Origin of the sequence: Paenibacillus wynnii (assembly GCF_030812855.1) — a bacterium.
Classification (GTDB): domain Bacteria; phylum Bacillota; class Bacilli; order Paenibacillales; family Paenibacillaceae; genus Paenibacillus_AQ; species Paenibacillus_AQ wynnii_A.
The window spans coordinates 1-14,137 of sequence record NZ_JAUSTK010000014.1 but is presented as its reverse complement, the minus strand read 5'-3'; the positions used below and the strand labels follow the sequence as shown (position 1 = coordinate 14,137).

11 protein-coding genes are annotated in these 14,137 nt (G+C 47.7%); 9 read left to right on the top strand and 2 right to left on the bottom strand.

The genetic code is table 11. The features are described 5' to 3' along the window. Positions 1 to 2 precede the first annotated feature (2 nt). The 6 genes from J2T20_RS14665 (at position 3) to J2T20_RS14640 (ending at position 8,043) form a co-directional block, all read left to right on the top strand. Positions 3 to 1,622 (top strand): response regulator transcription factor, encoded by a 1,620-nt coding sequence (locus J2T20_RS14665; RefSeq protein ID WP_307589529.1) that lies wholly within the window; start codon positions 3 to 5, stop codon positions 1,620 to 1,622. A 213-nt stretch (positions 1,623 to 1,835) separates the two neighbouring features. Continuing rightward, positions 1,836 to 3,317 carry a glycoside hydrolase family 32 protein gene (locus tag J2T20_RS14660; RefSeq protein ID WP_307589527.1) on the top strand — a complete coding sequence of 494 codons (1,482 nt, stop codon included), beginning with the start codon at positions 1,836 to 1,838 and terminating at the stop codon, positions 3,315 to 3,317. Positions 3,318 to 3,326: 9 nt separating this feature from the next. Then, positions 3,327 to 5,153 carry a GH32 C-terminal domain-containing protein gene (locus J2T20_RS14655; protein ID WP_307589525.1) on the top strand — a complete coding sequence of 609 codons (1,827 nt, stop codon included), beginning with the start codon at positions 3,327 to 3,329 and terminating at the stop codon, positions 5,151 to 5,153. Positions 5,154 to 5,246: 93 nt separating this feature from the next. Next, complete coding sequence (locus tag J2T20_RS14650; RefSeq protein ID WP_307589523.1) at positions 5,247 to 6,179, top strand: carbohydrate ABC transporter permease; 933 nt, start codon at positions 5,247 to 5,249, stop codon at positions 6,177 to 6,179. 11 nt (positions 6,180 to 6,190) lie between these two features. Beyond that, on the top strand, positions 6,191 to 7,030 hold the full coding sequence (locus tag J2T20_RS14645) for a carbohydrate ABC transporter permease (RefSeq protein WP_307589521.1): 840 nt from the start codon (positions 6,191 to 6,193) through the stop codon (positions 7,028 to 7,030). A 53-nt stretch (positions 7,031 to 7,083) separates the two neighbouring features. Continuing rightward, positions 7,084 to 8,043: a carbohydrate kinase family protein gene (locus tag J2T20_RS14640; protein WP_307589520.1), complete on the top strand. Its 960-nt coding sequence runs from the start codon at positions 7,084 to 7,086 to the stop codon at positions 8,041 to 8,043. A gap of 78 nt (positions 8,044 to 8,121) precedes the next feature. Here J2T20_RS14640 and J2T20_RS14635 read toward each other — a convergent pair whose 3' ends face one another. Both J2T20_RS14635 and J2T20_RS14630 read right to left on the bottom strand, forming a co-directional pair. Next, entirely contained in the window at positions 8,122 to 8,958 is an 837-nt protein-coding gene (locus J2T20_RS14635) for an aldose 1-epimerase family protein (protein ID WP_307589684.1), read from the bottom strand. A gap of 104 nt (positions 8,959 to 9,062) precedes the next feature. After that, the gene (locus J2T20_RS14630; protein WP_373457805.1) at positions 9,063 to 10,088 is read right to left on the bottom strand and encodes an ABC transporter substrate-binding protein; all 1,026 of its coding nucleotides are present in this window, start codon (positions 10,086 to 10,088) and stop codon (positions 9,063 to 9,065) included. 207 nt (positions 10,089 to 10,295) lie between these two features. On the opposite strand from J2T20_RS14630, the gene J2T20_RS14625 reads away from it, so the two are divergent. From J2T20_RS14625 to J2T20_RS14615, 3 genes are read left to right on the top strand one after another with little or no spacing between them, the layout of a single operon-like run. After that, positions 10,296 to 11,276: a FecCD family ABC transporter permease gene (locus tag J2T20_RS14625; RefSeq protein ID WP_307589518.1), complete on the top strand. Its 981-nt coding sequence runs from the start codon at positions 10,296 to 10,298 to the stop codon at positions 11,274 to 11,276. After that, positions 11,276 to 12,322, top strand: a complete 1,047-nt coding sequence (locus J2T20_RS14620; RefSeq protein WP_307589516.1) for a FecCD family ABC transporter permease — start codon at positions 11,276 to 11,278, stop codon at positions 12,320 to 12,322. The genes J2T20_RS14625 and J2T20_RS14620 overlap by 1 nt, the downstream gene beginning before the upstream one ends. A gap of 17 nt (positions 12,323 to 12,339) precedes the next feature. After that, positions 12,340 to 13,173, top strand: coding sequence for an ABC transporter ATP-binding protein (locus J2T20_RS14615; protein ID WP_307589514.1), 834 nt, complete (start codon positions 12,340 to 12,342; stop codon positions 13,171 to 13,173). Positions 13,174 to 14,137 lie beyond the last annotated feature (964 nt).

Genomic DNA, 14,137 nt, shown 5'->3' with positions numbered 1-14,137 from the left:
TTATGTACCAGATTATGCTTGTAGATGATGAAAAGGGTGTCCGTAACAGCATTAAGGCTAAAATTAATTGGGGAGAATTGGGGTTCGAGATTGTCTCGGAGGCTTCCAGTGGAATCGAAGCACTTAAGCTGCTGGAGGAGGGTCCGCTGCCGCATGTAGTCATCTCCGATATTCGCATGCCGCAAATGAACGGCATTGAATTCATCAACATTTGCAAGAAGCATTATCCCGACTTACGGGTGGTAGTGCTTTCGGGGTACTCGGATTTTGAGTATTTAAAGTCGGCCATTCAACTTGGTGTGAAGGACTATCTCCTGAAGCCTGTAGCCCGCGGCGATTTGACCGAGATGCTCGGCAGACTTGCGGACGACATCCGTGCGGAGCAAGAGAATATTCAAGTCCTGCAACTGGAGCTTATTCAAAAGAATGAGCAGCTGCGCTTGCTGCAGGAGCACTACTTGCTGCAGTTGGTCAAAGAGGAATGGTACAGCCTGCCCGCCGTCAAGGAACGGCTGCAGCAGCTGAAGTTGACCTCGCTTGCCGTTGACAGTTTACACGCTCAATTTGCGGCGGTTGAAATGAGAATTCCGCCAGGCAGAATGAGCGATCCCCAGGAGCGCCGGGATTTGCTGAATCTGGCTTTCCAGATGCTGTGCCGGGAGACGGCTTCTAAGTGGGAAGGGATATATCCCTTCCTGGATATCGCTCATTCTTCCATTATGTATTTCCTTATTGTAAATAAGGAGGGCGTACAGAAACATAACCATACCGAGATATTTATTGCGGAGCTTAAGCGAAATATCGGCGATTATTTAAAACTTGAAAGCGTAGTGGGAGTCGGGGAGGAAGTAGAGGGACTCCATCGACTGAAGAACGGTTACGCCTCTTGTATATTATCCTGGAGCCAAAGTACAGTTCATAAGCAGGGCGGAAACGGACTAAACGGTGTTTTGGAGCTTACGCATGCTTTTACTCCGGAGGCTGAACGAAGGCTGGTTCAGGCTATTGAGAACCTGGATATGAACGCTTTCCGACAGCAGATTCAGACCATCTTTTCCACGGAAAGCGAAACACCGGTGTTCGCCTTTACCTTTCTCGCCCTGCGGCTGCTGCTTCTGTTCAGCTCGGTAGCCAAAAAGTTCGAAATCGGCGGCTCCTCGCTGCAAAAGTATTTATGGAACTGCCAAATGACCATTTCGGATTACAAATCTCGGGATGAAGTTATGGGTCAAGTATACGAGCTCTCCAGGCTGGTTATGGACGAGGTCAAGAAGACGCGCTTTTCAAACGGACAACATATGATGGAGGCGGTTCGTAAATATGTTGAGGATAACTTCTGCTATGAGCTAACCCTCTCCTCTCTGGCGGACATGTTCCATTTAAATGAAACGTATTTGTCGGGTCTGTTTAAGCAGTATGTAGGGACTACCTTCAGCGAGTATGTTACCAACCTTAGAATTACGAAGGCAGAGCAGCTGCTTAAAGAAAATGAACTGAAACTGACCGATATTGCGATGCTTGTCGGATACTCCACCTCCAGCTATTTCAGCACATGCTTCAAAAAAAACAACGGTAAAAGTCCGAAGGAATACCGAGAGGATTATTTGTTAAAGAATCGATAATGGCGATTGAATTTCGCTGACTCCTTTGAAAATTAGTAGAGGCCATTCCTAGGCAGAGCGTTCATTGCTTTGGGAATGGCTTCTTTGCTTTTATGCGGGTTTTCCGGAGGTCCTATCAAGAAATTGCAAGTCAAAACCCAATGATATTGAAATTTTTTTGATTATCGTTCAGCTACAATTAACTCAAGAAACCAATGGATAGGAGCATACAACATGAACATTTCAGAACAGGCACAGGAGCATATGAAGCAAATTCTGCTTGCTGACGAGGCGGTTTCAGCCGCGTCCGATAAGGCGGAACGTGACGAATATAGACTTCAATATCATGTTATGCCGCCGGCCGGATGGATGAACGACCCGAACGGACTCGTGCATTTCAAAGGGGAATATCATCTGTTTTATCAGCATCATCCTTACAGTGACAAATGGGGACCCATGCATTGGGGGCATGCCGTTAGCAAAGACCTTGTGCACTGGCGCCACCTTCCGATTGCTCTGGCTCCGACGGAGCCGTACGAGCTGGGCGAAACGGGCGGTTACGGTTGCTGGTCAGGCAGCGCCGTAGAACATGAAGGTGAGCTGACCCTGTTTTATACAGGACATGTTGACGGAAGACAGCCTATGGAGGTGCAGTGTGCGGCCAGCAGTACAGACGGCATTGTTTTCCGCAAACATCCTAACCCGGTAATTCACAGTTCGCCGGATGAAGAGAATATCGGCTTCCGTGATCCGAAAGTGTGGTGTCACGATGAAACCTTCTATATGATTATCGGCTCCGGGAAAGCGGGCAAGGGTAAAGCACTGCTGTACCGATCAGAAGATCTGGAAAAGTGGGAATACATGGGGGTCGCTGCCGAAAGTGACGGAACCCAAGGTGATATGTGGGAATGTCCAGATCTGTTCCCGCTGGGTGATGGACATGCCTTGATCTTGTCACCCATGAATATGGAGGGTGTAAAAAACCTGTATATGACCGGAGAAATGGATTATGCCGCCGGCCAATTCACCCCGCAGGTTGCGGCTAAGCTGGATTACGGACCGGATTTCTATGCTGCACAGACACTCATGGATGACCAGGGCAGAAGAATCCTGATTGCCTGGATGGACCGCTGGGGTTCGTCGATGGTCAATGAATCGCGCGGTTGGTATGGTGCGATGACTCTGCCCCGGGAGCTGCTGCTGAAGCCGGACGGAACATTGGCACAGGTGCCGGTTCCCGAGCTTGAGAAGCTGCGGGGGAATGGAGAATCCGTGTCCCACATGCTGTTAGAGGGCGGACAGACCACTTCCTGGAAGACGAAAGACGGTCAAGGGTTTGAATGGATTGCCGAGTTTAATTGTGCGGATAGCACAGCACACCAGCTGGATATTACCCTGCTGGCGTCGGAAGACGGGAGCGAGGCAACGGTTATCACTTATATTCCTAAGGAGAGTAGGCTGATTCTGGATTGCAATCGGTCCGGCCGTGGAGAAGTCCAGAGCAGCGAAGCCCTTCTGCCTGCATCCTCCGGTGAACTCCTGAAGCTGCACGTCTTCGTTGACCGGTGTTCCATAGAAGTGTTTGTCAATGACGGGGATGTTGTATTTACCAGCCGTATATATCCAGCCGTAATGTCAGGGGGTCTGCAAATAAAGCCGGAGGGTGGAGCGGTAATATTGCAGTCACTGAAGATTTGGAGTCTAAACCGGATATAGGAGGACGTCATGGTCACTTATCAAAGAAAGCTTGTTAGCCTGGTATTATTGCTTCTTCTCCTGCCCGGTTGCGGAAAAGGGGAGCAGCCCAAATCTGCGACTGAGCCCTTTCAATTCAATGCCGACCCTCAATATTATACGGAGCTTTACCGGCCGCAGTATCACCTGTCACCTGAAACGGGAAATATGAGCGATCCGAACGGCATGGTGTATTTTGAAGGCGAGTATCACCAGTTTTATCAGAACAGCGGCCAATGGGGACATGCGGTCAGCACGGACCTGATACATTGGCAGCATTTGCCCGTAGCGCTTATGCGCGATTCGCTAGGAGAGATCTGGTCGGGCAGCGCCGTGGTGGATTGGAATGATACGAGCGGATTTTTTGACGGAAAACCCGGGTTGGTTGCGATATTCACCCATTTCAAAGGGGGGACGCAGTCGCAGAGTATCGCTTACAGTTCCGATAAAGGACGGACATGGACTAAGTATGAGGGTAACCCTGTGATTCCGAATCCTGCTCTCAAGGATTTCAGAGATCCGAAGGTGTTGTGGCATGAGCCCTCCAAATCATGGGTAATGGTCGTCTCGGTAGACCAACAAGTCAGATTCTATACTTCACCTGATCTGAAGACATGGGAGATGACCGGCGAATTCGGCCAAGGTCAAGGCTCGCATGCCGCAGTATGGGAGTGCCCGGACCTATTCGAACTACCGGTTGAAGGGACATCGGACAAAAAGTGGGTGCTCGCCGTAAGTATCGGCAACAACACAGCGACGAAAGGCTCCACGGCGCAATATTTCATCGGATCCTTTGATGGAAGGACCTTCAAGAATGAGAATGACCCATCCAAGGTACTCTGGAGCGATTATGGCAGAGATTTCTACGCTGCCGTTTCTTACTCGGATATTCCAGAGAAAGACGGACGCCGGATCTATGTAGGTTGGATGTCCAACTGGCGTTATCCCTTTAATATGCCGACCGATCCATGGAAAGGCAATATGTCGGTACCGCGCGTACTGACACTCAAAGATGTCCCCGGTGAAGGGCTGCGGTTGGCGCAGGAACCGGTCAAGGAACTGGACATTCTTCGAGGCAAGGCGATAGAGCTGGAAACACAGAAGCTGATTGAAGGCGTCAATCCCCTTTCGTCGCTAAATGGTACTTCTTATGAACTGAATACGGAATTTACCGTGGGAGAAGATGCTGCATTCGGTTTTAAGGTGAGAAAAGGGGGGGATCAAGAAACGGTAGTCTCTTACGATACCGCCTCTTCAACCTTAACAGTTGACCGTACTAAATCGGGCATCAGTTCGTTTGAACCGGGTTTTGCGGAGCGGATTGACGCGGCCCTAAAGGCTGTAGACGGTAAAATCAAACTGCGCTTCTATGTGGATGAATCCACGCTGGAAGTGTTCTCCGGGGACGGAACGATGGTGCTCTCCAGTATTATATTCCCGGATGCCACCAGCAGTGAAATAGAGTTGTATCTATCTAAAGGCAGCGTAATACTGGACGGTGCAGCTTTTCATCCCATGAGAACGGTTTGGCGGGATGAGGCTCCGGATGGAACGGTACCGCTGCGGGTGCTTCTGAACAAAGACAGTGTCGACGTTCCGGTCGGCGGAAGCGCAAAGGCTTTGGCAGCGGTGCTGCCGCTCACGGCTTCGCAGAAGCTGGTCTGGGAATCGAGTGATGAGACCATCGCGAAGGTAGAGAGTGACGGAGGAACAACCGGCATCATCAAGGGCTTCAAAGAAGGAGAGGCCGAGGTTAAGGCCCTTACTCCGGATGGCAAAGTGTTTACCATTATGAATGTATTCGTGTATAAGCCGTAACCACAGGCAACTAAGTCCGCTTGGGCAGCGGAGTGCTCCTGAGAATAAGGAATACCCCGCTGGCGCAGCAGATGAATTGGAGATGAGATAAATATGGCAAGTACAGTAACGGCAACGAAACCGACGACGAAGACTGCCCGTGAAAGAAAACCGTTTCGTTTTCAAAAAAGTGAGGAAATGACTGCCTGGTGGTTTGTACTTCCTTCTCTCGCTTTACTACTTATTTTTGTGTTCTACCCGATGCTGCAGGCGTTTATAATCAGCTTTCAGAATTATAACCTGGTGGGCTCCACGAAAAGCTTTGTTGGCCTGGACAATTACAAGTCGTTGTTGACCGATATGGATTTCCTGAACAGCCTTAAGCATTCCTTCTATTTTGCAATTATTGTCATTCCGATTCAGACCTGTATTTCCCTCGGCATGGCGCTGTTGATTCAAAAAAAGGTTGTCATGACCGGTCTATTCCGCACGCTGTATTTCATCCCTGTTGTCATTTCGACAGCGGTGGCGGCGACGGTATTCAAGCTGATCTACAATAAAGAATATGGGCTTTTGAATAACTTCCTTGAATTGATTCATCTGCCGACAACCAATTTTCTGTCGAATCCGGATACAGCGATGAACGGGGTCATTATGCTCGGGATGTGGAAAGCCGTCGGTTTTTTTATGATTATTTTTCTGGCGGGGTTGAACAACATTCCGCAGGATTTATATGAAGCGTCCAGAGTAGACGGAGCCAGCAAAATACAGCAATTCTTCCTCATTACACTACCGCTGCTTAAACGGACTATGGCATTTGTAGTTATCATTACTACGATTGATGCCATCAAAATCTCCGGGCTTATATTTGTACTTACCGGAGGCGGGCCTAACGGATCTACTGAAACTGCAGTGTACTATATCTACAAAATGGCTTTCCAGCAAATGCAAATGGGATACGGAACGGCTGCGGCATTTATTCTTTTCGCCATTGTGCTGGCCATCTCTCTTGTACAGATGAGGCTGTTTAGAAATGAGGATTACTAGGAGGGTCTGACATGAATCGATTTGCAAGCTTTCTAAAATATACGGCGATGATCATATTAGCTGTCATTTCCATTATACCGATCATATGGATGATTTCTGGCGCCATGCGTCCTTACGAGGAATTATTCAAATACGCGAACAGTTTCAATATTCATTTGTTCGTTCCTGTACATCCAACGCTGCAAAATTTCAAGGATGTTATCTTTAACGAGCGTAACCCGTTTCTCCGCTATATCGTCAATACGCTGATGGTAGCTTCGCTCGTTACGGTGCTGGTACTACTGATTAACTCTATGTCGGCTTTTGCTTTCGCTAAGCTCCGTTTTCGGGGGAAGGCGGTCATCTTTGCCCTATTCATGTCAGCCATGATTATTCCGGGTGAGGTGACACTTGTTCCTAACTATTTGCTAATGCATTATTTCGACTGGCTCAATTCTTACAAGGCGTTGATTATTCCTTCAATGCTGTCTGTCTTCGGCATTTTCCTGCTCCGACAGTTTTTCGCGGAAATCCCAGATGAGATTCTGGAAGCGGCCAAAATTGATGGAGCGTCTATGCCACGCACTTTTGCCAACATTGTACTGCCCGCTGCCGTACCTCCGATGATTACGCTCGGTCTGATGACTTTTCTAGGCAACTGGGACTCCTATTTATGGCCGCTCATAGTCATTAATGATGACAAGAAGCAGATGATTCAGGTAGCCATTGCCGCCTTCTCATCGGTGGAAGGAACGGACTGGTCGAAGATTCTGGCGGCAAGCACCATATCAACCGTTCCGATTCTGATCCTGTTCTTATTTCTACAGCGTTATTACATCCAGGGAATCACTATGTCAGGGGTAAAAGGTTAACCATCTGATTGGTGACAGGCTAACTTATTTCAACAAGATTGGAGTCATAGAATATGGTATATGATGTGGTTGCGCTCGGTGAGTTTCTGATTGATTTCATGCCGGGAGACATGTCTCCTGCTGGAAATCCCATGTTTGAGCGCAATGCTGGGGGAGCGCCAGTCAATGTGTTGGCTGCCCTGTCGCGTCTCGGTAAAAAAACAGCTTTTATCGGTAAAGTGGGGGATGATCCCTTCGGACTTTACTTGCGTGATACGCTTATAGTTGAAGGAATAGACGATAAAGGTCTGGTCTTTACGGACCAGGCGCATACTACCATGGCATTCGTACATCTAGATGCTCAGGGCGAAAGATCGTTTCACTTTTGCCGCCAGCCTGGAGCGGATGAAACTCTCTCCTTCGAAGAAGTCGATCACGAACTTCTAAGTGGAACACGGATCTTTCACTTCGGTTCGATCTCCATGACGTCTGAACCAGCCTATACGGCTACGATCCAGGCGGTTTTGATGGCTAAAAATCAGGGAGCGATTATCACCTACGACCCCAACTGGAGGCCAGCACTGTGGATGGATGACTGTCACGCCAGAAAAGCAATGGAAGATGGATTGATGTTAGCTGATGTTATCAAGGTTTCACAGGAGGAACTGTTTTTCCTGACGGACTGCAACACATTGGAAGCGGGGGCAGCCGTGCTGCTGGAACGGTTCCCCATTAAGCTCTTGCTTGTTACACTGGATGCTGAAGGAACCTATTTCCACTCACAGACCTTGTCGGGTATTGTAAGCTCATATCGAGTAACTGCAGTGGATACAACGGGAGCGGGCGACGGATTTATGGGTGCGTTTATCTATAAAATACTGGAAGCAGGACGGCCGATTACGGAATGGACTGAAGAGGACATGAAGTCAGCGATATCTTTTGCCAATGCCGCAGGTGCTCTTGCAGTAACCCGTAAGGGAGCGATAGCTTCCCTAGGAACCATTGAAGAAATTGAATTATTGCAAACCAAATAAAACGGCGATAAAAAAGCCTACCGCTGCCGGTAGGCCTTTTTACTGTAAATATGCTGCTTCCCGTCAGGGGCCATAATGTTAGTTAACCTCGATGGTTAACGAACTTTTGAACCTCTCTCCCGGATTCAGGGAGATGATCATTTCCTTATCCTTGAGTTCGCCTGTGAAATTATCTGCGTCCGCGATACCGTGCCAAGGCTCTACACATACGAAGGGAGCATTTTTTGGCTGCCACACACCCATATAGGGAAAGTTTTCATAGGACAGAACTACACTTTTGGTGGATTCTTTGCTTTTTAAGGCAACCCTGTGAGAGTTTACGTTACGGAATACCAATGCGCCCTCTTCGAACATTTCATGGGATAAAGGCAGGATGTGCTCATTTTCTAAAACAACCTCTGACTTTCCACTAATCAGCTGATTGGATTTATTCATGAACAGCCGCTCAAGCGTTTCCTTCTGTTCGAACTCCAGATAGTAATCCTGAATATGGCCGCCCTCATCCAGTGGACAGTTAAAGGCAGGGTGTGTACCCAGTTGGAAGAAGATTTCCTGTTCATCGATATTATCCACCCGATAGTCAATCTCCAGTTTATTGCCTTCGAGCGTGTATGTAATATATAGATCAAACTTGAAAGGGTATATTTCTAATGTAGTTTCATTATAAGTATGACGGTATACCGCCCGTGATTCACTCGCTTCAACTAACTCGAATTCATTATGTCTTACAAAACCGTGATTTTTTAATGGATAGGATTTGCCGTCTACCTTGATCTCTCCGTTATTAACTGCACATACAATAGGGAACAGCACCGGAGAATGGCCTGTCCAATACTGGGTATCTCCATTCCAAATATACTCAACGCCATTTTCTTCCTTTTTGAAGCTGATGAGTTCTGCGCCGATGGATTTGATCTGGGCGGCTTATCCCATTCTACCAAAGGACCCTATATTAAGGAAATCTGAGGGTTGAAAATAAGAAGAGCCTTACCATGGAGACGGCAGGCTCTAATTGTTGATTATTTAATTTCGTAAAGCTTATACAATTCATCAAGCATCAGGTTCGCAGCCTTGATACCGCCGGCAGTATTCCAAATGGCATCACTGACTTTATAGGCCTGACCATTTTTTACAGCGCTCAGGTTTTTCCATAGCGGATCGTTGGTCCACTCTTGCTCTGTTTGGTTCGCTTTTCCGTCACCGGTCTCATACGTGAAGTAGAATATACGGTCAGCGTCCGCTTCCGGCAGGCGCTCTTTTGTAATTTCGTCAACGAAGGTGTCTTTTGCATTCTTAGTCATATCCGTACGGGCAAAGCCAATTTGCTCAAAAATAATTCCTGAAAATGTGTTTGTATGGTAGACGCGTGTTTTGCCATCCATAAAACGAATGACGGATACCGTCTCTTTCAGCTTGTCACCGGCTTTTGATTTGAAATCTTCAATCCGAGTGTCATATGCAGCCATCAGTGCTTCGCCCTCAGTGGTTTTGCCCAGTGCTTCCGCATAAAGCTTGAAGTTGTTTTGCCATTGTCCGCGCAGATCCTCTGCCATAACGGTTGGGGCAATGGCTTTCAATTGCTCGTAGACTTTTTCCTGGCGCATTTTATTACCGATAATGAGATCCGGCTGCAGACCGGCAATCAGCTCAAGGTTAGGTTGACTCTCTTCACCAACCTCAGTAACGCCTTCCATTTCAGCCTTGATGTGATCATACCAGGGGCTGCCCGTCCAAGATCTAACGGCACCAACAGGTTTTATGCCAAGGGATAACACTGCTTCCGTACCTTCGTTTGTCAGTACAACAACCTTTAGCGGTGTTCCTGTAATTTCTGTCTCGCCCATAGCGTGCTTAACCGTACGCATCTGATCGACACTGTCTGCAGCTGCGGCCGAATTATCGGTTGTTGCGGAGTTAGCCTGACTGGTATTGTTCGATGCTGCATTATTCCCGCATCCGGATAGCACCACGACTAGAATTAGTGCCAGTATACTCACCCAGGTAGTACGTGTACGTTTTGTTTGTTTCCATCTTGCTGTCATCATTTTTTCCCCCTAAGATTGGTGTGGCGATCTGTACTTGAGAATCATTATCACTCGTAATTTCAAATTTTAAAGGTATAAAGTTATTATGTCAATAAAAATATGAGAATGATTATCAGAATCATTGACAATAACACGTGTCTACTCTAAAATTCTACGAGAGCATATCTTGACTCAAAATTTAAGTTTATTTTAAAGAAAGTGGATACTATGAGAACTATTTTTCTAATGATTTCGATAGCTGCGCTTGCAGCCGTTATTGTATGCAGTATCATTTTCGGGGTTACGGATGTTCCCTTTAGAACCGTATGGGAATCATTCACCCACTATAATAGCAGTACCGAACATTTGATCATTCGCACTACACGTGTTCCAAGAGCACTTATCGCTGCTTCTGTCGGGGCCTGCTTAGCTGTTGCCGGGGCAGTCATGCAGATTATGACACGTAACCCGATTGCCTCCCCAAGTACGCTCGGAGTGAACTCGGGAGCTACTTTTTTCATCATTATGTCGTCAGCGTGGCTGGGGATATCAGGGTTGCAGGCCTTTACTTGGGTAGCGCTGATTGGTGCGGCTGTTAGCGGTGGTATTGTCTTTTTTATGGGAAGCATAGGTAGAGGCGGCATGACTCCAATTAAGATCACATTGACGGGAGCGTCGATGACTGCTTTTTTTGCCTCGCTTACTCAGGGGCTAATGTTAACCGACGGCAAAATGTTTGATCAGGTGCTTGTGTGGCTGGTCGGTTCTGTTGCTGGAAGGGGCATGGATCAACTGGTAACCGTCTGGCCTTATATGGGTGCGGGCATGCTCATCGCTTTGCTGCTCTCACGGCATCTAAATGTGCTTGCCATGGGTGACGATGTTGCACAGGGACTCGGTCAAAGCACTGCACATATTAAATTGCTCGCTGCGGTCGCAGTTATTCTGCTTGCAGGCGCCTCGGTAGCGGTAGCAGGTCCAATCGCTTTTGTCGGCATCATCATTCCACATATCGTTCGTTATCTGGTGGGTACTGATTACCGTTGGATACTGCCATATAGCGCTGTGTTTGGTGCATTGTTGCTGGTGGGGGCCGATTTGGGGTCCCGATACATTGCCATGCCGAAGGAAGTTCCTGTTGGGGTTATGACCGCGATTATTGGCGTACCATTCTTTGTATATATTGCTAGGAAAGGCAGACGAACGTAATGGGCAAATACAAATCACTTCGATCAGCCAATTCCAAGATTACTATTTTAATAGAGAAAAAAGCGGTTTGGATTACTCTTCTGTTAGGTGTGCTTTGTATCGCTGTTATGATCATCAGCACAGGCGTCGGCAGCCAATTTATCTCGCCCTTTGATGTAATAAAGGTACTGTTTGGTCGTGGAGAGCCCATGGATCAGGTTATTGTAGAGAAACTTCGTTTGCCGCGAATTATGATTGCGACGTTAATTGGTGCTTCATTGGCAGTAGCTGGGGCCATTTTACAGGGAGTTATTCGCAACCCTTTGGCTTCACCGGATGTAACAGGAGTTACAGAGGGGGCTTCACTGGGTGCCGTTCTTTTTATTTTCCTGGCGGGTGGTACGGTGTCGATTCATTGGATGCCGCTGGCTTCTATTGGTGGAGCGCTCACCGTTACTGCGTTGTTGTACGTCTTGTCCTGGAAGCAAGGGGTTGAACCGCTGCGGCTAGTTCTAATTGGGATAGGTTTATCGGCTGCTATTAAGTCCGTTTCCTATATGTTAATTATCTCGGGTCCTATGCAGCTGGCGGATCGTTCCTTAATTTTTATGAGTGGAAGCATCTACGGTATTTCGTGGGACAAGGATGTGCTCACATTGCTGCCTTGGGTGCTGATTTTACTGCCGCTCACTTGGATTCAGGCCCGCAATGTCAATATTCAGATGCTTGGTGATGATGTGGCAAACAGTGCTGGTGCCCATGTACAGAAGCATCGTTTGATATTAATCGTTCTAAGTGTGGCCCTAGCCGGGTCTGCCGTTGCGATAGGCGGGGCCATTGCCTTTATAGGATTAATGGCACCGCATATGGCTCGTAAGCTTGTGGGATCATCCTTTGGCAGTGTGCTTCCGGTCAGCGCGTTGCTTGGAGCGTTAATTTTGCTGGTGGCAGATCTGGTAGCCCGTACGGCCTTCTTACCGCGTGACGTACCCGCTGGTGTATTAACGGCGGCGATTGGCGCACCGTTCTTCATGTATCTGCTGTACCGTAACCGAAATCGCTATTAGACAGGAGGAATACTGCTATGAGTACGTTGGAAGCCAAAGGGCTCGGATTATCCTACGGAGACCATTACATCTTCGAGAATTTAAATCTGTCCATTCCGAAAGGAAAAATCACCGTATTCATTGGCAGCAACGGATGCGGTAAATCGACACTGCTTCGCTCTATGGCGAGGCTCTTAAAGCCTCAGCACGGTTCAGTATTATTAGATGGAGATCATATAGCCGCCATGTCCACAAAGGAAGTTGCGCGCAAGCTCGCTATTCTTCCACAGGGCCCAACTGCCCCTGAAGGATTAACGGTACTTCAGTTGGTCAAACAAGGCCGCTACCCCTATCAAACCTGGCTTAAGCAGTGGTCTCGTGAAGATGAGGCTATCGTGAAAAATGCATTAGAATCGACCGGTATGAGTGAACTCTCGGAGCGGACTGTCGATTCGCTATCTGGTGGCCAGCGGCAGCGGGCATGGATCGCCATGACCTTGGCGCAGGAGACACCGATTATCCTGCTGGATGAGCCGACCACGTACTTGGATTTGACGCATCAAATCGAAGTGCTAGACTTGCTCTATGAAATGAACGACCGCGATCAACGGACCATCGTCATGGTGCTTCATGATATCAATCTTGCCTGCCGTTATGCCGATCATATCGTTGCGATCCGGGACGGTAAGATTGAAGCGCAGGGGTTTCCTGGTGAAGTGGTGAACGTGCAGTTAATTGAAAAGGTTTTTCGCCTCAAATGTGAAATTATCCCCGACCCGCTGTACGGAACCCCTCTATGCATCCCGCATGATAACAGCAGACTTCGAGCCGCCCGGGCTGCTCAGCAGGCTCGGGGCGTTGGTATTGTATAAATGGAAAAACGGAGGTGTCCCAAAAGCCATACAAATGGCTAGTGAGACAGCTCTTTTTTTGGCTCAGCACCAAAATCCGTGCTTGACAGGTGACGGGAAGGACAGAAAGCCGTTATATCCTAATAGAGGGATTTTCCCCCTCTATTTCTGTGCCCGGCACCCCGTTTGGGTAATTAGAAGGGATTTCGCCCGCTAATTTTGAGGATTTACCTCGTAGGGGCGGCATGGCTAAGATTAGAGGGGTATTTTCCCTTTCATCTCAAATAAAGGCGTTTCGGTCGGTATTAGCGGGCATTTTCCCCTCTAATTCGCCGAAGGACTGGTCCGCAACCCCGAATCGGCTACTGTAAGGCGTAATTCCCCAAACCCGGTGAGCATCAGGCGAAGTTAGATCGAAATCGTCCCCGGTACAGTGAAGCAAACGGAAAGTCTAGCACTGATTTTGAGAAAGAGCCCTTTTTTCGAGCAAATTTCAGTAGGTATTGTGAGTGACGCTCCATCGAAAGGAACGTTGCTGATTTATTGAATTACCCTTAGCGGTGTAATCGGGCGACCGCTGCCAACCTAAAATGCTCACTAAAGTTATCCTGTGTGCCTACACCCAGCGGAAGAAGTCTTCCGTGAAATTAAAGAAGATCACACGAAAAATGGTCAGCATAATCCCGGCTATAATAGAGAATTCACATATGTGACTATCCCTAGTTTTTACTTTAACAAGTTGCCCGAAATTCCTCTTCCTTTAACCAAAGGTAGGTGGGGGATGGATAGGGCGGTCTTAATTTTTTCTTGCTTCAGAGCAACAAAGTCGTGCCTATTGAAATTTTTGCAGGAAATTTTGTACAATGGTTATACAAACATTTGTTCTAAAGTAGTTGGAAAGCGAGGTCCTGACTGATGGCAAACGACAAAAATGGAAATTACATTAAAGGAACTAAAAAAGAATTGCCAGAAGATTGGGCAACCT